The sequence below is a fragment of the Candidatus Borrarchaeum sp. genome, from assembly GCF_019058535.1.
Taxonomy (GTDB): Archaea; Asgardarchaeota; Sifarchaeia; order Borrarchaeales; family Borrarchaeaceae; genus Borrarchaeum; species Borrarchaeum weybense.
In genome coordinates, this window is sequence record NZ_JAHPYX010000136.1 from 1 (window position 1) to 22643 (window position 22643).

Sequence of the window (22643 nt, forward strand, 5' to 3'; positions counted from 1 at the left end):
CGGCAACCTGGATTATCCTGATTAATCTGATTATGAAGATGTTTTGTATATGCATAGCCTTCTCGTTGAGAACCACCGCTGGTCCACCCGCCTAAGTAGTTGATGAGGTCGAAATGCTCATCATTCCCTTGATAACCTAACGAGGAGTTGCCTGTATACTCCTGTCCGTCATATATATAAGTAGGAGTGGTCAGTAAGCCGCACACAAAGTCATCGTACTCCCAGATAACTGACGGTATGCTGAGCCGTTCCTGTTCCACGATGAGGTACTGGGACTGGTTGCTTAAATCGGTCATGGGGAAATCAGGTGTTACCTGACGATCTGCGGTGTTCACGTCGTACAGGTTGCCGTTGTAAAAGCAGCCGGGCATCATCAGGGCATCAGCTTTACGGGGTGAAACTGCTGCGGGGTGGGTGATCGATAGATTGAAAGGTAGGAGCACTGCTTCTTCTGTGGAATCATTCAGATGTTCCCAGTGCCGTTCGATCTCTACGTAATCCCAGCCGTCCCGGAGGGTGTAATAATCGGTGACCCGCCACTGATGGTCATTCGCGTCAATGATGGTGACACATTCCTGATAAAATTCTTCCCAACTGACACCCACCCGTTTAGGATAGATTTCCTGGATGGTGTAATTTGTAACCGGCGATTGCGAGGTATCTGGGGCTATTGAGATCTGGAAATGTCCCATAGTGGCAATTTCAGTCCAGTCGTTTCCATCCCACACGAAGAAATAGGGTAAGTAGGTGATTTGCTGTCCCGGAGGATTTTCCAGTCGTTCCTCAGTCATGAAACTGATGCGGATCCGCCCGTTATCGATGGTAGGATCCATAAATCCATCGCCGTTATAATCGGTTGTCCCATCAAAGGAGATGTCGGCTTTGGCCTGTTGACTGTAGAAGGGTAAACCGAGCACAAGCATACTAATGAAAAGTAGAGTGCAGTATTTTACGGAACGAGACACCATAATCCCCGATAAACTTTGAATTAAGCGTTACAGTTAGCATCCCCAGCATTCCAGCGACCTTTATAACCCCCTCTTAAAAGAAAAAACCTTTCAAAAATATCCGTCAAGAAATTCGAAAATAAGTTGTTTTTTTCTAAATAGAATGTGATCGTTTAGTCATAAATCGAACTATACATTGAGAAAAAGTGTTTTAAATCCAATACTACAATGTCTAAATGATATAATATACGCCGGGGTAGCCAAGAGAACACACCAAAATATGTGTTATTCTGGAAACGGTACGGCGGCAGATTTAACAAAAGTCATATCCGCTACAGGCTCGAGATCTCAAAAGCGCAAAAATCTAGAGAAAGAGAGACCTGCTGACCCAGTGTAAATGAATGCATTTATGGAAGGTCGCATGGGTTCAAAAGAGTGTGTGGGGTTCCCTCCTCTGGAAGTCCCATCCCCGGCATCACTTTTTTTGAAAATTCTGTGTTTCAAACATAATATATCATTGAATCTTAGTTAAATTCTTTGAGATTTTATAATTTTTAATTTAGGCTATAACTTTCTAGTAAGAGCGATCTTTAGAATATAAAATTGATGCGGCCGCCGGGAGTTTCCAATAGGAGAACATCACCTATTTTTTGAACCCGGGTCTCCTGAAATGCATACCATCTATAATTGATGATACATAAACTTATCAGGCTTTCTTCACGACTGTGAAGTCAGTTTGGGAGGCCTGTGCGATCTAAGAAAGTTATTCATTCTTAGTTGTCCTAGGCCATTCTAGGAGAATATTCCTCTTGCTAGACCACGACCGCATCTTTTAGTATTTATTTATGGCCAAATATTTGTATATAGAGATGGAATTCAAACTATTGAGGGATATGGATTGTTTAGAAGTATCTCCATCATTCAAGCATTTCAATGACCTTATAATAGTTTCGCTTTACAACAATTTAAGAGTTTAGAAGACAATAGAATCAGGAGATACATAATTTCTTAAAATTAAAAACAATTAAGTGTCTATAATCTACTGATAAACTATTAATCTCTTAGGGAAAATTTCAAAGAACTAGGAGAACTGGTAAATATGTATGAAGAATATGCGATGTGGGTAGAAAAATATCGCCCAAAAAGTCTAAAAGAAATAATAAACCAAGAAAGCATAGTACAAAGGTTAACCTCATTTGCTAAGACGAAATCAATGCCGCATTGTTTATTTGTCGGTCCTCCGGGGACAAGGTCTTTATTTTAATAAAACCTCCCAAAAGGTAAAACAACAGCGGCATTATGCTTGGCTCGTGATTTATTTGGAGAATATTTTGAAGGCAATTTGTTGGAATTGAATGCAAGTGATACCAGAGGTATTGACGTCATTCGAACAACAGTAAAAAACTTTGCTAGAACAAAAGGACTTGGAGACGTACCATTTAAAATCCTAGTGCTAGATGAGGCAGATAACATGACTTCTGATGCGCAACAAGCACTTAGAAGGACAATGGAGAAATACACACGCACTTGTAGATTCGTACTAATCGGTAATTACTCAAGTAAGATTATCGAACCAATACAATCACGATGTTCTATATTTCGATTTCCTCCATTATCTCAAGAGGATGTTAAAATGCAATTAAATAATATAGCTAAAAAAGAGAGTGTTGATCTTACTGAAGAAGGCATTAATGCTATTTTGGAAAGTTCCAGAGGAGATATGCGAAATAGTATAAACATCCTACAAGCGGCAGCAGCGTTTGATGATGAAATCAAAGCAGATGTTGTTTATCAAGTAACAGGCCGTGTCCATCCTGAAGAAATTAAAGAAATGATAAGATTCGCACTTAAAAATAATTTTATGGATGCCCGAGAACAACTTCATAAACTACTCATCAAATACGGTTTATCAGGTATAGATATACTTAAGCAAATGAATTCTGAAATAATGAACTTTAAAAATGATGACTTGAAAGTTAAACTTATGAATTTGTTAGGAGAAGCAGAGTTCAGGCTTAGCGAAGGTGCCAATGAGGAAATTCAACTTAATGCTCTTCTTGCAAATTTTGTACTTCTGGGTGATAATTACAAAGACGTTGAACTATGAATATCCGTATAAGTGAGTTTTTTTATGATTTATTACTGGTTGAGTCATGTTTCTCCTCCTCAAGAGTGTTATTGAAATGGGGTCATATATGCCATTAGAAGGAGAGGCTGCATTATTACTTGAAGCTCATGAAAGTGTTCTCATTGTAGCAGACCTCCATATTGGACTTGAAAGGCAATTTGCTAAAAAAGGGATTCATTTTCCTTCACAAACACCTATAATTGAAGATAAATTAAAAAAACTCATAAATGAATACGCACCCTCGAAGTTAGTAGTTCTTGGGGATGTGAAACATAATATCCCAAGTATTTCTATTAAAGAGTGGAAAGAAATACCACGTCTTTTTAAGAACTTGGCAAAAATAATAAAAGTTGAAATTTTTCCAGGAAACCACGACGGTAATTTGGAGAAGTTAATTCCAAAAAATATAATCTATCATCCCTCAAAAGGATCTACTATTCAGAATGGGTCTAAGAAAATCGGATTGTTACATGGCCATACTTGGCCAGCAAATGATTTACTAGATGTAAATTCATTATTTATGGGACATAACCATCCTGCGATTAGATTAAAGGATTCTTTAGGAATACATCACGTAGAAAAAGTATGGATAAGAACAAAATGGGACAAGAAAAAGCTTCAAAACCTCTTTGCACAAAATAAAGTTTCAGCAAGCGATAAAGAAGTTGATACAAATCATATTATTAAAAGAAAGATAGGAAATCCTGAAATCATAATATTTCCAGCTTTTCATCCTTTAATCAAAGGAACGGCGTTTAATGACCTGCAGTCAAAGTTCTTAGGACCACTTTTTACTAAAAAATGCATTGAATTTGATGATGCGACTGCGTATTTAACTGATGGAATAAATCTTGGGTTTATCAAAAACCTATACATATGAGTTGCGAGTATTGTTGCTTAATTCTGAGTGCTCCCAAGATTCCATTAGATCACGAATTACTTTGACTATTGCATCCTCTGGTGATAACCGATAAATCTTTATGCGGCCAAATGATTTTTCTTCTACGATTCCGATGGTTTTAAAGTAATCGAGATGCTGAGTGACGGTAGCATGATTAAGTTGCGCTCTTCTTACGATCTCAGAGATGTTTAATTCTTCGTAATGCGTTAAAATCTTTAAAATTTTTATTTTTCCTTTTGAAGATAGTACTTCTTCAATAGGCGGAAAGGGAGAACTTTGAATAAGAATATCTGTCATGTCAAGTGTCATTTTTCACACTCCTTCAAATAGTTTTGAAGCTTTTTTTCTAGCAAGAACAAGGGTGCATCCGGCAATCCAATCAGGGTAGTTTTGCCTCGTATGCCTTTACCAGAGAGTTTAGTCGTGATAAGGCATAATTGCTCCAGTTCTTTAATGTATTCCCACAGTTGGGTGTGTTTGCGCGGAGTTTCGTGATATTCTTCGCAGATAATGTTGTAGGTAGTTTCAACATCTCCAGTGGTTGTATACGCAGCGTCATGTTTTTTCAGTTGCCGAATAATGGCCAATAGTACAAACTGATGATGTAATGATAATTCTTGGAAGATATCCTTTCTAAGATCAGGGTGGATATCACCTTTTGCTAATCTTACATGCTCCGGAAAAATCGAGGTAACTCTATCGCGGTCAGCATACTTTCCTGCACGCCATAAAAGTTCCAACGCGAAACGTGCATCACCTCGTTCACTAGCAATATCGGCTATTAGATTGAGAACCTCAGGATTAATTGCAAAGTCAAACAGTGCATCAGTTGCACGTTCCTGCAAAATATCTACTAATTGTTCGGCAGAATAAGGCGCTAGATAGATATGATTATTTTGAAGTGAACTAAGTGTGCCAACATCTAATTCTTTCAGATATACTCTGTCACGGACTATAAGGATAAGAGAAACACGCTGTATACCGTCAATATGTTCATCTGTCCATCTTATCAGGTCGTAAAGAAGCGAAGCGTCTTTTTTTCTCAAAATAAAATCAAATTCATCAAGAGCTAATACCAAATGGATATTCTGAGACTCTAGTAAGTGATGTAACATATGAAGTAATTCTTCTGGTGAATAACCTCTATGTGGGATAGTTGGATTGAAGTGATGAACTACTTCTCTTAAAATTAAAAAGCGCGATTTTTTACGCCTGCAATTAACATGGATATAATGTAGGTTCATGTTGTTGGTTTTGGCATATTCTTCTAGGACCTTACCGAAGCATTTGCATAGTGCTGTTTTTCCAATTCCTATACTTCCACTAATGGTAACTTGTTGACTCATTTCACCTGGTTTTTTCATCACGCCTAAGAATAGACGAACCAAATCTCGAAGTGATGATGCTCTGTGGGGTAAAGAAGATGGCACGTATGCAGCGCTTAATTTGGATTCATCCCGAAATACTGTAGGGCTATTTAATTCCTCTTCTAAAATATCAGTTAAGAGCATTTTTTCTAAACCTTCCGAGAAACACCCTTTCAAGCCCTATTAGAGGGCATACAAAGTTCTTGAAAACCATTTCTACATCATCGTCTTATTAGACCCTGTCGCTTTGTCTTGCATCAAGCTACATCTTTTTATCAAGAAAATCTATATAAGGACAACACATTTGTCTATGTTCAATGATTCTGGCTTTCTGGGAGTTTCATCATTCTCTAAGTTACATTATTACAGAATACGATTTAAAGGAACAGTGAGACTAATGTGTAAGTGAATTTTTTTTTAAAATACATTCAGGAGTTTAACAGGTTTTGTCGGGATAAAACTAGAAAAAGTGAAAAACAGAGCGAGCTCAACTCACTCAAGATCCCTATCATCAATTTTATTTTTGTGGGGTATATATTGTAAGGTACACCACTTCTATTTAGTGTATTTCAAGAAGGGTCAGAATCGTCATTGCTCGCGCAAATAATATTTTGTTTTTCACTATTATATTATTCGCAGAATGGATTGTCATGGACTTCTCCCGTATAAATGTAAAGGATTCTAAAACCAAATTTGAATGATTGCTAAAAGGCAAAAGTTTTATTTATAGTCATGGAAACCAATTTATACTTTATACATAGTGCCCGAAAACTATTTGGCTCAAGGTCCGAGAAGTTCCTATCCTAAAGGTAATTCACGGACCATATTTCAAAATACTATGGGCGGGTAGTCTAGCATGGTATGATTCCGGATTCGGGTTCCGGAGTGTCTTCATAAGAAACTTATGGAGGTATCGGAAATCGTGGGTTCAAAAGAAGAATCGAAAATCGCTTTTTCTGAAAATCCCACCCCGCCCACTGTCTTCAGAACTAATTTATAAAATAAGAAAATAGTATAAGAACTTAAAAGGCCAATCCTTAAGACTTCTTCTACTCCTGAGTTTCTTTCTGCATCCAAAAGTAGTAGACGTCTTCTAAGCTGACACCGCTTGTCGAGAACTCAAGAATATAGTCCTCTTTCTCTAACAACTTGGCATTAAGTTCATTGACTTCAGAATGATTTTGGGTAAAAAAGCGAATGATATTTCCCATTTTCTTATAAGGGAATCCAAAATTCTTTAGAAAATCATCATCCAACGTCTTTTTTGGAGTTACTTTAATGTCATATTTATAAGGAATTTTTGAGAGTAGTTCATCTACCGTGCTGTATTTTAAAACACGTCCACCCCGTTTAAGGAGGAGAACTTTATCACAAATTCTATCTACAACCATTGGATCATGGTCTACAAGAATAATTGTAAACTTATAGCGGTTATCTAATTCATTTATAGTATTGATTACGGCTTCTTTACGCGTCAGATCAAGCGTTGCTGTAATTTCATCGAGAAGTAGAAGGCGTGGTTGTTTCATTAGTCCAACAACAAGACGAACCATTGCTTTTTGACCTTCAGAAAATGATTCTAATCGTTTATCCATCATATGAATAAGATTTACTTCTTCTAGAAATTTTAATGCAATATCATCAATATCAACGCCCTGCACGCCGGCAAAGAAATCAAGTGTTTCTTTAAGTGTGAGTTTAGCCTGAAAAGTTAAGCTTGGACTAACAAAACTTATCATATTCCTAACTTGTGTTATTTGTTTCTGTAAATCATAACCATAGATCTCAATAGATCCGCTATCAGGAAGATAAATCGATGCAAGCATTTTTAGAAGTGTAGTTTTTCCGCTCGCGTTAGGCCCCACAATTGCAAGATTGTCACCATCTGGCAAATTGAAAGAAATCCCATTTAAAATACGAAGACGTTTACGTAGAAATGCCCCTATCGGAAATTCTTTTACAACATTTTCAACCATAACTACGTCTTCCACATTGCTCACCTAATTTCTATTCTAATAGAATTCTAAAGTTCCAACTTTTGCTGCAATTTTTTCCATTTGCTTCAAAGTTATTATGGCTGCAACCATAACTATTGTAGTGCCGATTAAAAGAGACGTCAATGCGTTCCACATCATTTCAGGTGGAGGGGCGCCGAGGATTAATACCCATCGAATCAATTGGAGCCCAGCAGAAGTTGGTAAACTCATCGCCATAAAACTTAATCCAGGTACAAAATCGTCAAGTGCTTCAACTGGAAAAAAATATCCACTTAGGATCTTTAGAGCCCAAAGAAAGAGTGCAGAAAATAAGCCAATTCGTTTAAACAAAACATTTACGGACGATACTAATAAACTAACGCCCAGCATAAATAACCAACACAAGAAAAAGATCACCATCGCTAGAAGAAGCCATTGAAGTTGAAGCTGAAGTACATCTAATAGTGCTAAAATCGGAAATATAATGCATATTGCAACAACAGCGCTGATTATACTTGACGCTGCCGCTCTAGCTGTGAGTAACGTCACAAAACTTACATTATTCGTTAGGAGGAAGCCAAGAGTGCCTCGACTTGCCTCCTCTGGAATGCAATTCACTGTATCATCATAACTTTTCCCAAAAAAAGCCCAGAAAAAGACTCCAACTAACAAGAAATCTCTTAACGAGTATTCTAAGTCCACTGAAGTCGATTCTACGATGTGTCCTAGCAAAGAAAATGCGATTATGTCCAAAATGAGCCAACCTATGTTGATAAATATTTCAAACTTATACTTGAAAATTACCCGTAAATTTCTGACAGTAGTTGCTTTCAAAGTCTTCCAGAAACCCATATTAATCATCTTACGTGAATTTAATTCTAACTAAACTCTATTGAGAAAAACCTTTTCGGGGAATTTTATTTCTTTTGGATATTTTAAAACCGTGCGCGTACGCAAACTAATAGCGTTAAAAAGAAAAAAATACTATAAGAAAATGAAAAAGCAAGTAAAAAATTGCAGATTATATCATCTTCATATGAATTTCATGGGGGTGGTTGTATAAGTTTCTCATTAGAAGAAATTATTGATAAAATAATTTCAGAAACAAAGATCTCAAAAAAAGAACTTGAGGAAAGAATAAGAGTAAAAAGAGAGGAATTAGGAGGATTAATTACCGAAGAAGGAGCCGCACACATTGTGGCTTCAGAATTAGGTATTGATCTCTTTAAGGATCAAAAATTGTCAACTACCCAGCTATTCATCAAAGATCTTATCCCTGGAATGAATAATATTTCTGTTATAGGACGTGTTATGAAGATTTATGCTTTAAGAGAATTTGTTCGAGATGGAAAACAGAGTTATGTTGTAAATCTAATAATTGGTGACAAAACAAAAACGATCCGTACAGTTTTATGGGGCGATCATGCACAGAATATAGATAAGATAAGTAGAGGTGACATTCTACGAATACTTTCTGGATATGTGAAAGAAGGTTTACAAGAGGATCCTGAATTACATGTTGGATACCGAGGACGTATAATTATTAATCCGGAAGATGCAAATGCAGCAGATTTTCCTTTTGTTAAAGAATTCACACATAAGATCGATGGATTGGAAGCAAATCTAAATGACATCGATATTTTAGGTGTAGTAGAGAGTGTTTATCCAATTTCAACATTTCAGCGAAAAGATGGAAGTGAAGGAAAGAGAGCAAGTCTTATACTAAGAGACGACACAGGCTCAACTAGGGTAGTTTTATGGGATAAAAGCGCGGAAATTATAGATCAAATAGATGTTGGGACTATTTTAAGGTTAGAGGGGGCATACACTAAAGAAGGGCTAAAAAATCAAGTAGAAGTCCATGGAGGAGGACGCACGGGTGTTGTGATTGATCCAGAAACGTCAATCGAATTTTCAATTGGTGAACCAAAGATAATCGACATCGTGGATTTACAGCCGAATATGCGTTCAGTCGATATTTTCGTGCGAATAATGCATATAGGGGATCTCCGCGAATTTACTACAAAGGATGGAAGAAGCGGACGATTGATAACTCTCTATGTAAAAGATACAACTGGAGATGTTAGAACTGTCCTTTGGGATGAAAGTGTAAATTTAGTGCAAAATGCGAATCTAGGAGATCTTCTTTTAATACAAAACGCATATACAAGAGAAGGGCTTAGTGGAGAAACAGAACTTCATGTTGGACGTCTATCTAACGTTGTTATCAACCCAAAGGAATTGGAAGAGAAAGGACAATTAATATCACAAGTAAAAGAGACTTTTACAGAAGAAAAACTAACCCCTGAAACGGTAAAGGAATATCATCAAGTATTCATCAAAGATTGTATAGAAAATCAGTTTGCTGAGGTACGCGGCACTATACTTAAACTATATGAAAGAAATCCGATTTATGAAGCGTGTCCTAAATGCCGTAGAAGGGTAAAGTCAGAGAATAATGAAAAAATATGTCCAAACTGCGGGAAAATTGACAAATCAATTCCACGATTATTGCTAAGCGGCATCTTGGATGATGGGAGTGGCAATATTAGATTTGTCGTCATTGGAAAAGAGGGCGAAAAGATTCTAGAATTAACAACAGATGAATTAGTTACTAGTATTGAGAATGCAGAGTTTCCAGATGCACCGATTCGAAAATATGCACCAAAAATCATTGGAAAAGAGATTATTGCGGCTGGAAAAATAATAAAAAATGAAGTCCTAGATGCCATTGAACTCAATATTTCTCAGATACGCGTATCCAATACTCTTGAAGAGGCTAAAAAAATTATAACTCATTTAGAAAAGTAAATACGACAAAAATCCAAGCAGACGATCGCTTTGAAAATATGTAATAGTTGCCTTCAACAAAAGCTTAAAAATCAGAAAAAGAAAGGAAAAATTGTCAGAATGACCGTTTTAATGTAAGGAATTATTTAGTTCACATAAAAAAATCTATTTTGAAAACCTAGGTGATATCAATGGGACGAAGAAGACGAAAAAAGGTAGTTAAGAGACATCAAAGAACAATCCCAAAAGTTTTTGTATGCCCGGATTGTGATGCTCGCGCGGTTACAGTAGAACTTTTCAGAGAAGATGGATATGCACGTGTTCACTGTGGTGCATGCGGCATTGAATACAATGTGCCTGCAGGTAAGTTAACAGAGCCGGTGGATGCCTATGGAGACTTCATAGACCAATATCATAAAGAATAGACGAAGTAACCATAGCCAAAGTCAATCACCCCCTCACAAGTTGGGGGGTCTTCTTGCGAGGTAGTTATAAAAGAGAAATAAAAAAAATTATATCTCCGCTTTAGCAGTTTGTGCATTTCTTTTGCGCCACTCGCTTATCGGTATACTTAATTCTTTTTCGACTGACTCTCTGTGCAACGTATTATATGCACAAAACGGAATTATACGACCATCAGGGATTCCATAATGAATAACACAGTGACTAACTCGTTGTAGATCATAATTGTAAGGATCCATAAAATGCATAGCTCCAATTAATATGGACGAGCGGGAGAATTCGCCTAGTTCATCATATGAATGTTTATTCATTATATTGCGAACTAATTTGATTACACGCCCTTTTTTCTTGAAATGGCGAAGACTAAAGAAGAGACGAAGTTTGGCTTTTATTCTGCCATAGCGAGAGTTCCGTTCATAATCCTTATTTATACCTTCTAACGTACCGAAGAATTTATCGATGTTAACAAATTCTGTAATAGGCTGAATCTCTCCTTCTTCCACAAAAATGTATGTTGCCATGCCGCAATGAGGCGAACAAGTAAATTCTACAGCTGGTTCGCCACGATAATGCCCCAATGCTTTTGAAAAGGTGGCTACACTTGATACAGGATACCAATCTTTGGCCTTAATTGTACCACCTGTTTGTTCTTCAGCTAAACGCATTAAATCAGGTATTGTGATTCTCATCTCATCTAATTTTTCTCGATCGATCCTTCCAGTAATAGACACTGGCTGGAAGATGACACCTCTTACTACATCTACATTCTGTACAGCGAAATCGATTATTCCACCTACCTGAGCATCATTTAGACCGCGAACTAATGTTGGCACTAATACAATACTATCAAACCCTACTTTTCGTGCATTTTCAATTACTTTCTTTTTTAAAGGAAATAGATCTTTTCCTCTTGCAGCAATGTATGGCTCAGGTGTTATTCCGTCAAATTGGAAGTATATTGTACTTAGTCCCGCTTCTGATAATTTCGCTAAATAATCTGAACTCTCAGCTATTTTTAGCCCATTAGAAGCTATTTCTATATTTTTAAAACCGAATTCCTTTGCCATTGATATAATTTCTGGCAATTCTTTGCGAACAGTGGGCTCACCGCCAGCAAATTGTACCGCGGGAGCTGGAACAGGCTCATTTGCGCGTAAATTTTCAAGGATACCACGAATTTCCTCTAATGTTGGTTCATAAACATAGCCTGAACTTCGTGCGTTTGCAAAACAAATTGGACAGGAAAGATTGCATCGGTTAGTCACATCAATGAGCGCCAGTCCAGTGTGGGATTTATGCTCTGGACAAAGCCCACAGTCTTGTGGACAACCTTTGTTTGTTTCAGTGCGAGGGTTATCTAATCTCCCATCGCACCACCACTTCTCGACGCGAAGGAAATCCTCTTCAGAGCCCCAATACGTATCTTTATAAAAGCCATGCTCAGAACATTCCTTCTCTATGACAACTTTGCCATTTTCTGCCTTAATTTCTGCAGGAATGACTTTGAGGCATTCTGGGCACAGTGATTGAGTCATATAGGGTAATGGCATCATTTTTTCCTCCCTAATACATGAAAACTATTTATTCACATTTTCTTAGAATATCCTCACTTAAGGATATATTTTATCGTTTAAATGATATTTTGAAATGAAATTTAGTGCAATGAAGTGTTGAGTTCTATTTAAGATTTTTCAAACGATTCCGAAGGTGTAAAGTGGAAGATTGAATTATCCTTTCTTTCAGCAGAAGACATAAAAATGAAACAAAAAAAGTAGGTTACAATATAACGGTTATTTTAGACAGACTGCTCAAACAGAGGGATACGCTTCTATGAGATACCTCTTGTTTTTACGGTAGTCATAAAATCATGTACCTACCAGAATCAATATCAAGATTAATAATAACCTTTGTAATACCACCGATAATAAAAATAAATTGCAGATTATCTTATTTGCCCTTTTTAGTAATTTGTGGAGGTAAATACTATGGGTCATCGAAAACGACATGCACCAAAAAGAGGATCACTCGCTTATCTACCTCGTGGTAGAGCGGCACATCCAGTTGGCAAGATTAAAACCTGGCCTTCTTGGATTGGCCCACCAACACTTCTTGGCTTTGCAGGTTACAAAGCAGGAATGACTCATGTAGTTTTAATTGAAGATCACGAACATAGTCCCTTCTACGGACAAGAACGTGTTATGGCTGTTACTGTACTTGATACACCCCCCCTCTTCGTATGTGGAATGCGTACCTATGAATCAACGCCTTATGGGCTAAGTGTCATTGGTGAAAGTTGGTTCTCAGATTTAAATTCTGATCTAAGTCGAGTTTTTCCTCTTCCTAAAGACTATAACACTTCAGAAACTTTGAATATGTTGAAAGAATCAATTGAAACAACAGCAGAAGTAAGGGCTATAGTTCATACCCAACCTATTTTAAGTGGTGTTACGCGACGGAAGCCTCATCTCTTTGAAGTGAAAATAGGTGGAGGAGAGGGTATACAAGAGCAATTTGATTACGCAAATTCCATCTTAGGGAAAGAAATACGTGCTACGGATATCTTGAAAAACGGACAGTTTGTGGATACTGGTTCAATTTCGATTGGCAAAGGATTTCAAGGCCCGGTGAAGCGTTGGGGTATTCGCATCTTACAAGATAAATCTAGGGGGACAAAACGTGGTGTTGGTGCAATTGGTCCATGGAAACCACATCATATGTTCTACACTGTACCACGAGCAGGACAATTAGGATATCATCAAAGAACTGATTATAATAAGCGAATATTGAAAATAGGTGAGGATGGTGATGAAATCACACCTCCCGGTGGATTCATCCGTTATGGCATTATTCGTGGAGATTATATGATCATACAGGGCTCAATTACTGGACATAGAAAAAATTTAATTAAAATGCGATATGCAATACGTTCACCTGTTAATGCGCCTTCAGAAGCACCTGCACTTTCATATATACGGCGATAATCACTCTTTAGGTTTTAATATGACTCCTTCAATTTAAATCAATATGTAATAGGCGATTCAAATGAATATTCCAGAAAAAGGAATTGTATATGATCTAGATGGGACCATTAAAGAGGAAATCACTTTACCATCAATATTTTTCACACCCTTTCGCCCAGACTTAATTCAACGTGCAGTAATTGCAGCGATCACTGCACGTATTCAACCTTATGGTGTAAACAAAAAGGCAGGTCAGCGAACTTCTGCTGAATCTATGGGTGTTGGTCGAGGGATTGCTCGGGTACCTCGTATAAAAGGAAGTAGACATCACGCTGGTTCAAGAGGTGCCTTCGTCCCTATGGCTGTTGGAGGAAGACAAGCTCATCCTCCCAAACCAGAAAAGATACATGTTGAAAGAATAAATAAAAATGAGAGACGTTTTGCACTACGTTCTGCCATAGCTGCGACTGCAAATAAAATTCTCGTTCGCAAAAGAGGACATTCTATTGAGATGATTTCAAAATTCCCAATTATCTTAACAGATGAATTTCAATTATTAACCAAAACAAGTGAAACTAAAAGTGTTTTCGAGAAACTCGGTATCTGGACAGATGTTATTCGGGCAAAAAGCGGCAAAAAAATCCGAAGCGGAAAGGGTAAACTAAGAGGACGCAAATATAAAAAGCCTAAAGGTCCGCTTATTGTGATTTCTGAAGACAATGGGATTATAAAAGCGGCAAGAAATCATCCGGGCATAGATATTATTCATGTTAATAACCTTAATACAGAATCTTTAGCTCCTGGTGGTCACCCTGGAAGGCTTACCATCTGGGTAAAATCAGCGATAGAGTATCTTGCTAAACAAATGGCTTAAGAACCATAAATTATTTGGAGAAAATCTAAAATGGAAAAAGAATCGATCCTTAGCGGTAAGCTACATCGAATTGTTTATAATGTAGTAATCAGTGAAAAGTTGTTCGATATGATCGAAAATGAAAATAAATTAGCATTTATCGTAGATAGGCGTGCCAATAAGCGGGAGATTAAGAAAGCAGTTGAAGTTCTTTACGATATAAAAGTTGACCGTGTTAATACACTTATTCTGCCTGATGGAAGAAAAAAAGCGTATGTACGCTTATCTGATAAAGAAGATGCAGGTGATCTCGCTGCAAAATTGGGAATGTTCTAAAATTCCTTTCAATATTTATGAGGAGGCAAAAAAGCGTGGGTAAAAAAGTTCTTGTACAAAGAAGAGGACGTGGCTCTCCAACATTCCGTGCTCATACTCACAAGAGAAGAGGCGCTGTAAAGTATCGCCCTCTCGAAAAATCAACTGTAGAACGTATAATAACTGGTGTGATAACTGGTCTATATCATGATCCAGGACGTGGCGCACCTGTTGGCGTCATAAAATATAAAGATGGAGTAAAAAGTTTATTGCTATTACCCGAAGCTGCTTACATCGGTCAAGTTGTTGAATATGGCTCAAATGCAACTATTTCTATTGGAAATGTTCTTCCACTTGAAAACATTCCGGAAGGAACGCCCATCTTTAATATTGAAAAGAATCCAGGAGATGGTGGGAAATTTATAAGATCAGGAGGTTGCTATGCAACAATCATTTCGCATTCTAAAGGCACTACTATCGTACAATTGCCCTCAAAAAAATCGATAATAATTAATTCAAAATGTAGGGCTACAATTGGCGTAGTTGCAGGTGGAGGTCGCCCTGAAAAACCGTTTGTCAAAGCTGGCACTAAATATCACTTTATAACCGCAAAAGGGAGAAAATGGCCACATGTACGTGGTGTAGCTATGAATATCGTATCTCATCCGCACGGCGGAGGCAGCAAACAGGCACCAGGTGGTCCAACAACAGTATCACGAAATGCACCCCCAGGTCGAAAAGTAGGACTCATTGCTGCTCGACGAGCAGGTAGGAAAAAGAGGAAGTAACTTCTATCTCTGTAGATTTAAAATAGGTGAGAGTAATTTCCGTTAATTTTACTCTACGCAAAACATTGTTTGTCATTCTTATCTTCATGGTAACTAGTGCCATCATCATCTATATTTTTAGCCAGCTTGGTTTTAATGCTATTCTTGATGCCATAAAGCAAGCAAATACTCTTTTGTTGTTCCCCACGTTCTTATTAATAATTGTATCCTTTTCTCTTCGAACTGGTCGCTGGAATCTTCTTCTTTCTTCTTATAAACTGCCCCCAAGTATAAGACTATTTCCGATTTTGTGCTCTGGTATCTTTATCAACACAATCATCCCACTTCGAGTCGGAGAGTTTGTTAGAAGTTATTGGTTATCGAAAGACAGAAAAACCACATTCTCTAAATCTTTGACCTCAGTAATCGTTGAACGCTTTGTTGATAGTGTTGCACTCGTTATAATTACCGCGTTTTCTATCATATTCATTTTTAGTGACTTACAAAGTGTTATTCAGTCGTGGTTGTTCTCTGTTGGTATTATTGCTTTGTTTATCGCTTTTTTCGTTTTAATTAGAAAGCCTTGGTTCGTCAATTTCTGCATTAAAATTCTACAAACGATCTTTAAGCCTGCTAAGCAAATTCAGAAGAAAGCAGTTGAAGGAATGTCAGAACTAACGAAAGATATTGAAGATCTTATTACTGATAAGCGAAATACACCTCTTGCACTCCTTATTGCCTTTCCAATTTGGATTCTCGAAGCAAGTAAAGTCTACATCCTCTCAATTGCTGTGGGCTATCCTCTCTCCTTTGGTGTAGCATTGTTCATCGGTGCAACTTCATACTTATTAGGTGCGAGTATCGTTAACCCTGCAGGTCTATCCCAAATGTTATTCATGATCGGCTTATTTGCTTTTTTGTTCCCTAGTGCGCTCGTTATATGTTCTGTAATTGCTATATTGGATTGGTTTGTTTGTTTTATTTGGCTTCTTCTTTCAGGTGCTCCTTCCTCGCTCTATTATTCCGTCAAAATCTGAAAGAAATCTAATGAAAAATTACGAGTAGCTGAGCAAGAAAGCACCAAAACTTCAGCGTGGTGATGAATTGCAATAATATGTGTTCACTTTTATCACTTGCATCGAGGGGTCTCCCTAAGAGTTATATAGCTGGTATGACGAGATATCAACTGCAATTGGAGGGATCACACGCACACTTGTAGTCAAGATGCATACTTCGATTGCATCACGATGGTTAACCGTACCTACGGGGCGTAGGGATGTTAAGCCTGTGGAGATAAGACCTCCGTAACCCGACAAGGGGATCGAGTCTGTCGTAGAAGCAGGAAGCCTCAAAGCTTTAGCACGAGGTAGCTCACTAAGAGAAAATTGACAATACATTATGTTGCAACATTAAGGCGCATATTTAACCCATTAAAAACCAGTAATTTGTTCTGTGAGTGAAGAGTGGTGCGGGGGATGGGATTTTCGGAATAAGCCATTTTGCTTTATTCCTTCGAACCCACGCAGGCGATCGCGAAACCTAAGGCATCTAATGCTTCTCTACGCCACAGGAGCCTCAGTCCTGCTCCTTTGGCCAAGTTCCCGTTACTCTCCATTGAGAGGAGATCTCGGACACCCCCGCTTCAATTGTTTGATTACAAGGGAACTTATATTATTAAAATAGTCCACGAGTTACATTATTGTGCCAAAGTATTGGACAATATCTATACGAAGTCTTTTTTTTAACTTTATCGGCAAACTTATAGTAGGAACAATGTCACAGATGTTTTTCTTTTCCCTCAAAAACCTTTTTCGATGAAGATTCTTCTACCATATTTTCTAAGAAGTTTAGCCTTCTTGATTAACTACTTAAATCACGAGTTGTCGAGTTTAAATACTTTGGAAGCAATAAGTTTTATTGTAGTTTTTTGTCCTCTGTATTTCATTATTTTCTACAGGTGATTAAAATCGAACCCTCCTCTATCATTGATATCCGGGACTTAATCGGTATTCCTGTAAATGATGAAAAAGGTTCTGCTATGGGGAAGGTTGTTGATTTCATAATTAATTCGAGAGATGGTCACTTATTAGCTGTGTGTGTTAAGCCTACTAAACATCCAGATATTGAAAAATTTCCGCGCGATGAGAAAGGAACAATTTTAATTCCTCATTCTGTAATTAAATCCATCAATAATACACTTATAATTGCAGAGGAAAAAATACGAGTTTTTGTGATCAAACAAAAGTTACAAGAGGGTAAGAATCAAACTAAGTTATCTTATATTGATGAAAGAACTAACGATAAGATTTAATTCATACTAAATGTAATAGTTGGTTCGGTCAATTGGACTCTGAGCTTCTTCCATCATTTTCTCTTTTTGCTGCCTTAGCATTTCTTCTAGTTCTTCTTCTACTCTTTGTGCGTCCTTTAGCAATTCTGATATGTCTATTTCAACATTATAGATTTTACTAAATTCTTCAACTGCTATTGAAGCCGCCCGCGGATCTGGACGATCTCTTTTTCCGTACGGAAGTACAGCTAATGCTGGAAAATCTTCCATCTCAAAGTAAGCAAGAAGCAATGCGAGCGGACCGGTGACGTACAATCCTCGCTCAAGCATCGGTAAGTCCAATTTCTTTGCCTTTTCTTCATATTTCTGTGTGAGTACACACCTGTACGGTTTTTCGTCACTTTTTTGGAATCGATTATCAAGTCCTCCAATTAGAAATGCTTCCTTAAATTCATTAGAGATTACCCATTCAACAATCCCCTTACAGAATCCATGAATTTCTTGAGGATTGGGCTGAAAGTTGGGTAAAATAGTCACAAACCTATCAAATTTAAATATTTCAAAGGGGAGGGATAATCTATTCTTGTCCATTGCAACAAAAGATGGTAACGTTTCACTATCAATTATGCCTATACGTTCACCCTCGAAGGCCTCTATTAGTTGAGTTGAAGCTATATATCCGACTTCTCCTATTCCATGAAAACCTGTTATGAGAATATTATCTAAAAAATCACGCTTAGTTATAGCTTTCTTTATTTTGAACATATCTCCAGCTCCATTAAAAAATTGCTAAAATAAGAGGGTCTGTTGCTTGAAATAGTTCTTTACTCTTAGGATGAATAAGACGAAGTTGCAGTCCTCCAAGTGAGCCAAAAACCTGAACTACGTCCTGTTTTTTTTGTACCTTAAAAACATCTCCTTGCATAAGTATATTAGCTGCATCAGCTTTCTTAGGAGGTATTTTATCAATATAAATATCCAACTCAGTATTTTCTTTAAAATCAAATAGATTTTCTATTATTTCAAATGAGAGCTCCATTTTCCCATCTTGGGATGTTAACCTTATCTTAAAAATATCCTCAAGGTCAGTAGGTTCAATTCTTTGCACACTGAAAATAGTTTGTACCATTTTTCTCACAATCTTTCATTTACAATTCGTAGATATATCCAAAAATTTTCTTTGTCATAAAAATTTAATGGGATTAATTTAAAAATCCTTAGTTCTTAATGGGTTTTAGATGGGAGGAACGTATAATGTCAAGTAGCACACGAAAATTCTTCATCGAACTTCAGAACCTTATGAACAAGAAAGTGCGAGTCGTAACGGTCGCAAAGCAAGTTTTTGAAGGTGAACTTCAGGGTTTTGATCAGAATACGCTTTCATTTTGTCTGATCAATACAAATGATTCTGAAGGAATTAAATATCATCGTGCTTTTATTCTAGGTCACGAAATCGCCGCCATTTTCGAAGTAGAAAAACCTTTTGATATGAAAGGATTAGCAGATGAAATCTCGAAACTTTTTCCACAACCTGGTCAGGTTAAACTACACGAATCAGCAGGAGTAATTTCGGTTTTAGACAACAAAATAACTGTAACCGAAGCTGGAGTTGAAGGCGAAGGCCCTCTTGCTGAGAGGATTAGCGCGGTTTATGATAAATATATGGAAGAAAAAGCCAGCGGAAAAACATCTTGATCAGTTATGAAGTTCTTAGTAACCAAGAAACGATGTGAAAGTTTCTTTGAGTTTTGAAGTTATAGAACATGATGTTGGAGGTCGTATTGGCAAGCTTTACACCCGCCATGGCGTTGTCAATACTCCTGCTTTAATTCCTGTTTTAATTCCGACAAAAAAGCCGATTTCTCCTAAAATACTCGAAACTGAATTTAATTGTGAAATAATTATTACAAGTGCGTACCTACTGAAACAATATATTGCAAGAAGCAGTGAGAATCTATCGGATCTTCACTCTTTTTTCCATTTTAATGGTCCTATAATGACTGATTCAGGCGCATTTCAGATCCTACATTACGGTGGTGTATCAATAACCCCTGAAGAGGTAATTGATTTTCAAGAAAAAATTCATTCTGACATTGCAGTTATATTAGACCTCCCTATCGGTCCTGATCTTACCTATGAACAAGCTAAATATAATGTCGCACAGACGTTACAGAGAGCGAAGGAGAGTCTGAATCTTAGAAATGTTGAAGATATTCTTTGGGTGGGACCTATTCAAGGTGGTGCTTACTCAGAACTTATTGAGCATTGTGCAAAAACAATGTATGATCTCTCTTTTGATATGTATGCTCTTGGAAGCGTTACTCCGTTTATGGAGCAATATAATTTCACAAAGTTAGTTGAAGGTATTGCTACTGCAAAGATGAATTTACCAATTCAACGACCATTTCACTTATTTGGTGCTGGACATCCTCTTTTTTTCTCATTGCTTATTGCTTTAGGTTGCGATACTTTTGATTCAGCTGCTTATGCATTGTTTGCAAAAGAAAACCGTTACATGACTCCAAGTGGTACTTATCTATTGGATTCATTAGAGGTATTTCCGTGTTCATGTCCTGTTTGTATCAAATATACACCTTCAGAGTTAAAAGCAACTAATGCAGAACTGAGATATGAACTTTTGGCAAGTCACAATTTGTATATTTCTCTCCAAGAAATTCGTACAATACGTCAAGCAATTTTAGACGGACGACTCTGGGAACTCCTGGAAGCAAGGGCACGCATGCATCCCAGGTTTTTACAAGCCTTTTCTCATCTAAAAAAATACCGTGATTGGCTAGAAAAGTTTGATCCTATCTCAAAGAGAAGGGCCTTGTTTTTTTATGGAAAAGAAGGATTATCCAGACCTAATCTAGTTAGGCATCAAGAGCATGTAACAACGTACTATCATCCACCATCAGACGCTCCAATTCTAACTATTCTCCCTGAGACGAACATAAAACCATTTCGATCATCTCCTGGACATATCCGATTAATTGAGAGTTTAAAAGAAGTTTTTAGTGAATATTTTCCTTATTTACATTTGGTGACTTTTGTTATTCCTTTTGGATGCGTTCCTAGTGAAGTTGAAAATATATATCCTCTTTCTCAGTATGAAACTTCAAGAATCATTGATCGAGCAAGCCTTAAGTTTGCTTGGGAAAGTTTTGAAGAATATCTCAATATTCATAAATCAAACTACAGAATCATCATTCTCTTCAATAATGCCTCTCAGTGGAACTCCTTTATAACTCAAAAAATGACTTCTTTATGTCAACAATTAGGATATCTTTTATTTATCATCCCAGAAGAATTATATGCAGGTACACTCACAAAGAAATTACACCAACTACTTAAAGAAATCGTACAAGTTAGTGTGTCTCATCTTGAAAGGTGAGCAAAAACAGCAACATAATTAGGCTGTGTGCAAAAATGCCACAAGAAGAAGAAGAAGAAGAAGAACAAGAAAAACGTGAATTTACCATCGATGAGACAGATTTAGATATCATAAAACTTCTTCAAGAGGATGCACGTCTTAGTTACCGTTCAATTGCCGAGGAACTTGAAAAAACTGGACGCAAGAAAGCTGCTGGAACAGTACATAATCGTGTGAAAAATCTTGAAAAGGAAGGGGTCATAAAAGGATACTCTGTTGTCTTAGATTATGAGAAATTGGGCTATGAATTTACTGCGCTAACCCTTGTAAGGGTTAGTGGAGGAAAACTCGTTGAGGTGGAGGAAAAGATAGCGCAGCATGATCCAGTAATGGCGGTATATGATATTACAGGGGAGTATGACATAGCAGTAATTTCGCGCTTTAGTTCTCGAAATGATCTTGATAAGTTTATTAAGGAAGTTCTTTCTATACACGACATAGAGCGTACAAATACCTCAATTGTACTTAATGTTCGTAAAGAGAAATGGTCTCTGAGCGATTTAAAGGTCCCGAAATCATAATAAGATTCGATAGCCTCTATACAAATTAAAAAATGGCACCAGGTATCTCTAATACGGTTTTAAGATGCATATGATATTTGTAGATCTGTTTCCCTATATTTTTAAATAGATGTCTTTAAAGAAGCGATCAGATCGTGATGAATTTCAATGCGGGGGTGTCCGAGGTCTCCTCTCGATGGAGAGTAACGGGAACTTGGCCAAAGGAGCAGGACTCAGGATCCTGTGGCGTAGAGAAGCATTAGATGCCTTAGGTTTCGCGATCGCCTGCGTGGGTTCGAATTCCTTGGCGATAAACCGCCAGAACGAAAATCCCATCCCCCGCACCACTCTTTACTCATGGGATAGCGGATTGACTTTTTATAGCATTTTAGACTAGATAAATAATGAGGAAGAGATGATGGAAAAAAAGGCAACAACAGTTCGCCTCAGAGGAATATATTCGACCGCATTAGCAAAAATCCTCATAGATCATGGATTTAAACTAACATATCCTTCAACTGTTATTTTGCAACGTTTCAAGGGAGCAATTGAGGATTTACGTGTGCCTTTCGATATAGATATTTTTGACAGACGGAATAGACAGGGCGTAGAACTCAATGGGAAAGAAGAGACTATTGAAGAATTGCTTGAAATTTTACGGTCGCTTCTTCCTGATCTTACGGTTTTTTATACAAAAGTTAGTCCAAATGGCTTCTATAAAGGAATTGTCACGAGAGTAAATTTGGAGCGAGATTACGCGATATTAAATTTAGGGAGAACAGACGGCATACTTCATCTGGATAATACTAACTTTAATGAAGAAATCAATGAAGGTGACGAACTTCTTGTACGTGTAGAAAAAGTTAGACCTGGATTATCTGAAGTACAGCCAAACATAACAATAGCTGGCAAATATGCTGTCTTGATTCCCGAAAATGTGGTTCGGATAAGTCA

At 37.3% G+C, this 22643-nt stretch carries 21 protein-coding genes, 4 tRNA genes and 2 pseudogenes; 17 read left to right on the forward strand and 10 right to left on the reverse strand.

Annotation, left to right across the window (positions count from 1 at the left end; translation table 11 throughout):
* The coding region (locus tag QVB70_RS07930) for a hypothetical protein (RefSeq protein ID WP_287585157.1) at positions 1–833 on the reverse strand (833 nt) is incomplete at its 3' end.
* A 364-nt stretch (positions 834–1197) separates the two neighbouring features.
* Between QVB70_RS07930 and QVB70_RS07935 the strand changes: the two genes are divergently transcribed.
* Positions 1198–1422, forward strand: a tRNA-Ser gene (locus QVB70_RS07935).
* Between the two features lie 132 nt (positions 1423–1554).
* Here QVB70_RS07935 and QVB70_RS07940 read toward each other — a convergent pair.
* Positions 1555–1774, reverse strand: a tRNA-Gly gene (locus tag QVB70_RS07940).
* A 272-nt stretch (positions 1775–2046) separates the two neighbouring features.
* Here QVB70_RS07940 and QVB70_RS07945 point away from each other — a divergent pair.
* Both QVB70_RS07945 and QVB70_RS07950 read left to right on the forward strand, forming a co-directional pair.
* A pseudogene (locus QVB70_RS07945) lies at positions 2047–3054 on the forward strand (replication factor C small subunit).
* Positions 3055–3142: 88 nt separating this feature from the next.
* Positions 3143–3955, forward strand: coding sequence for a metallophosphoesterase (locus QVB70_RS07950; RefSeq protein ID WP_287585159.1), 813 nt, complete (start codon positions 3143–3145; stop codon positions 3953–3955).
* Here QVB70_RS07950 and QVB70_RS07955 read toward each other — a convergent pair.
* Positions 3944–4285, reverse strand: coding sequence for a winged helix-turn-helix domain-containing protein (locus QVB70_RS07955; protein ID WP_287585161.1), 342 nt, complete (start codon positions 4283–4285; stop codon positions 3944–3946). The two genes, QVB70_RS07950 and QVB70_RS07955, sit on opposite strands and share 12 nt — an antisense overlap.
* Positions 4282–5487, reverse strand: a complete 1206-nt coding sequence (locus QVB70_RS07960; RefSeq protein ID WP_287585163.1) for an ORC1-type DNA replication protein — start codon at positions 5485–5487, stop codon at positions 4282–4284. The genes QVB70_RS07955 and QVB70_RS07960 overlap by 4 nt, the downstream gene beginning before the upstream one ends.
* A gap of 696 nt (positions 5488–6183) precedes the next feature.
* Between QVB70_RS07960 and QVB70_RS07965 the strand changes: the two genes are divergently transcribed.
* A tRNA-Pro gene (locus QVB70_RS07965) sits at positions 6184–6320 on the forward strand.
* 72 nt (positions 6321–6392) lie between these two features.
* On the opposite strand, the gene QVB70_RS07970 is transcribed toward QVB70_RS07965, so the two are convergent.
* Both QVB70_RS07970 and QVB70_RS07975 read right to left on the reverse strand, forming a co-directional pair.
* Entirely contained in the window at positions 6393–7334 is a 942-nt protein-coding gene (locus QVB70_RS07970) for an ABC transporter ATP-binding protein (protein ID WP_287585165.1), read from the reverse strand.
* A gap of 21 nt (positions 7335–7355) precedes the next feature.
* Complete coding sequence (locus QVB70_RS07975; RefSeq protein ID WP_287585166.1) at positions 7356–8171, reverse strand: hypothetical protein; 816 nt, start codon at positions 8169–8171, stop codon at positions 7356–7358.
* 162 nt (positions 8172–8333) lie between these two features.
* On the opposite strand from QVB70_RS07975, the gene QVB70_RS07980 reads away from it, so the two are divergent.
* Positions 8334–10130, forward strand: coding sequence for a DUF2240 family protein (locus QVB70_RS07980; RefSeq protein ID WP_287585168.1), 1797 nt, complete (start codon positions 8334–8336; stop codon positions 10128–10130).
* A gap of 170 nt (positions 10131–10300) precedes the next feature.
* Positions 10301–10534 carry a hypothetical protein gene (locus QVB70_RS07985; protein ID WP_287585170.1) on the forward strand — a complete coding sequence of 78 codons (234 nt, stop codon included), beginning with the start codon at positions 10301–10303 and terminating at the stop codon, positions 10532–10534.
* Positions 10535–10621: 87 nt separating this feature from the next.
* Here the strand turns inward: QVB70_RS07985 and tes are convergent, their stop codons facing one another.
* Positions 10622–12124 carry a tetraether lipid synthase Tes gene (tes, locus tag QVB70_RS07990; RefSeq protein WP_287585172.1) on the reverse strand — a complete coding sequence of 501 codons (1503 nt, stop codon included), beginning with the start codon at positions 12122–12124 and terminating at the stop codon, positions 10622–10624.
* A 432-nt stretch (positions 12125–12556) separates the two neighbouring features.
* Here tes and QVB70_RS07995 point away from each other — a divergent pair, with 432 nt between their 5' ends.
* The 5 genes from QVB70_RS07995 (at position 12557) to QVB70_RS08015 (ending at position 16503) form a co-directional block, all read left to right on the forward strand.
* Positions 12557–13552 (forward strand): 50S ribosomal protein L3, encoded by a 996-nt coding sequence (locus QVB70_RS07995; RefSeq protein ID WP_287585174.1) that lies wholly within the window; start codon positions 12557–12559, stop codon positions 13550–13552.
* Between the two features lie 61 nt (positions 13553–13613).
* A complete protein-coding gene (gene rpl4p / locus QVB70_RS08000) occupies positions 13614–14405 on the forward strand; it encodes a 50S ribosomal protein L4 (RefSeq protein ID WP_287585176.1) in 792 nt (263 codons plus the stop codon).
* A gap of 30 nt (positions 14406–14435) precedes the next feature.
* Positions 14436–14720, forward strand: coding sequence for a 50S ribosomal protein L23 (locus QVB70_RS08005; RefSeq protein ID WP_287585178.1), 285 nt, complete (start codon positions 14436–14438; stop codon positions 14718–14720).
* Between the two features lie 35 nt (positions 14721–14755).
* Positions 14756–15487 carry a 50S ribosomal protein L2 gene (locus QVB70_RS08010; RefSeq protein ID WP_287585180.1) on the forward strand — a complete coding sequence of 244 codons (732 nt, stop codon included), beginning with the start codon at positions 14756–14758 and terminating at the stop codon, positions 15485–15487.
* Positions 15488–15513: 26 nt separating this feature from the next.
* Complete coding sequence (locus QVB70_RS08015) at positions 15514–16503, forward strand: lysylphosphatidylglycerol synthase transmembrane domain-containing protein (RefSeq protein ID WP_287585182.1); 990 nt, start codon at positions 15514–15516, stop codon at positions 16501–16503.
* A 114-nt stretch (positions 16504–16617) separates the two neighbouring features.
* On the opposite strand, the gene QVB70_RS08020 is transcribed toward QVB70_RS08015, so the two are convergent.
* Positions 16618–16863, reverse strand: a complete 246-nt coding sequence (locus QVB70_RS08020) for a hypothetical protein (protein WP_287585184.1) — start codon at positions 16861–16863, stop codon at positions 16618–16620.
* A 560-nt stretch (positions 16864–17423) separates the two neighbouring features.
* Between QVB70_RS08020 and QVB70_RS08025 the strand changes: the two genes are divergently transcribed.
* Positions 17424–17777, forward strand: a complete 354-nt coding sequence (locus QVB70_RS08025; protein WP_287585186.1) for a PRC-barrel domain-containing protein — start codon at positions 17424–17426, stop codon at positions 17775–17777.
* 6 nt (positions 17778–17783) lie between these two features.
* Here the strand turns inward: QVB70_RS08025 and QVB70_RS08030 are convergent, their stop codons facing one another.
* Positions 17784–18521, reverse strand: coding sequence for a proteasome assembly chaperone family protein (locus QVB70_RS08030; protein WP_287585189.1), 738 nt, complete (start codon positions 18519–18521; stop codon positions 17784–17786).
* A 13-nt stretch (positions 18522–18534) separates the two neighbouring features.
* A complete protein-coding gene (locus QVB70_RS08035) occupies positions 18535–18885 on the reverse strand; it encodes a DNA-directed RNA polymerase subunit G (RefSeq protein WP_287585191.1) in 351 nt (116 codons plus the stop codon).
* 125 nt (positions 18886–19010) lie between these two features.
* Here QVB70_RS08035 and QVB70_RS08040 point away from each other — a divergent pair, with 125 nt between their 5' ends.
* From QVB70_RS08040 to QVB70_RS08060, 5 genes and pseudogenes are all read left to right on the forward strand, one after another.
* Entirely contained in the window at positions 19011–19451 is a 441-nt protein-coding gene (locus QVB70_RS08040; RefSeq protein WP_287585193.1) for an Lsm family RNA-binding protein, read from the forward strand.
* 46 nt (positions 19452–19497) lie between these two features.
* Positions 19498–21150 (forward strand): tRNA guanosine(15) transglycosylase TgtA, encoded by a 1653-nt coding sequence (gene tgtA / locus QVB70_RS08045; RefSeq protein ID WP_287585195.1) that lies wholly within the window; start codon positions 19498–19500, stop codon positions 21148–21150.
* Between the two features lie 35 nt (positions 21151–21185).
* Positions 21186–21710: an Lrp/AsnC family transcriptional regulator gene (locus tag QVB70_RS08050; RefSeq protein ID WP_287585197.1), complete on the forward strand. Its 525-nt coding sequence runs from the start codon at positions 21186–21188 to the stop codon at positions 21708–21710.
* A gap of 149 nt (positions 21711–21859) precedes the next feature.
* Positions 21860–22036 (forward strand) — tRNA-Leu (locus QVB70_RS08055).
* Positions 22037–22104: 68 nt separating this feature from the next.
* A pseudogene (locus QVB70_RS08060) lies at positions 22105–22643 on the forward strand (hypothetical protein); the annotation flags it as partial.

Coding starts and splice junctions, on each gene's coding strand:
- QVB70_RS07950 (WP_287585159.1), top strand. CDS start 3,143: ATGCCATTAGAAGGAGAGGCTGCATTATTACTTGAAGCTCATGAAAGT.
- QVB70_RS07955 (WP_287585161.1), bottom strand. CDS start 4,285: ATGACACTTGACATGACAGATATTCTTATTCAAAGTTCTCCCTTTCCG.
- QVB70_RS07960 (WP_287585163.1), bottom strand. CDS start 5,487: ATGCTCTTAACTGATATTTTAGAAGAGGAATTAAATAGCCCTACAGTA.
- QVB70_RS07975 (WP_287585166.1), bottom strand. CDS start 8,171: ATGGGTTTCTGGAAGACTTTGAAAGCAACTACTGTCAGAAATTTACGG.
- QVB70_RS07985 (WP_287585170.1), top strand. CDS start 10,301: ATGGGACGAAGAAGACGAAAAAAGGTAGTTAAGAGACATCAAAGAACA.
- tes (WP_287585172.1), bottom strand. CDS start 12,124: ATGATGCCATTACCCTATATGACTCAATCACTGTGCCCAGAATGCCTC.
- QVB70_RS07995 (WP_287585174.1), top strand. CDS start 12,557: ATGGGTCATCGAAAACGACATGCACCAAAAAGAGGATCACTCGCTTAT.
- rpl4p (WP_287585176.1), top strand. CDS start 13,614: ATGAATATTCCAGAAAAAGGAATTGTATATGATCTAGATGGGACCATT.
- QVB70_RS08005 (WP_287585178.1), top strand. CDS start 14,436: ATGGAAAAAGAATCGATCCTTAGCGGTAAGCTACATCGAATTGTTTAT.
- QVB70_RS08020 (WP_287585184.1), bottom strand. CDS start 16,863: ATGTATTGTCAATTTTCTCTTAGTGAGCTACCTCGTGCTAAAGCTTTG.
- QVB70_RS08030 (WP_287585189.1), bottom strand. CDS start 18,521: ATGTTCAAAATAAAGAAAGCTATAACTAAGCGTGATTTTTTAGATAAT.
- QVB70_RS08035 (WP_287585191.1), bottom strand. CDS start 18,885: ATGGTACAAACTATTTTCAGTGTGCAAAGAATTGAACCTACTGACCTT.
- QVB70_RS08040 (WP_287585193.1), top strand. CDS start 19,011: ATGTCAAGTAGCACACGAAAATTCTTCATCGAACTTCAGAACCTTATG.
- QVB70_RS08050 (WP_287585197.1), top strand. CDS start 21,186: ATGCCACAAGAAGAAGAAGAAGAAGAAGAACAAGAAAAACGTGAATTT.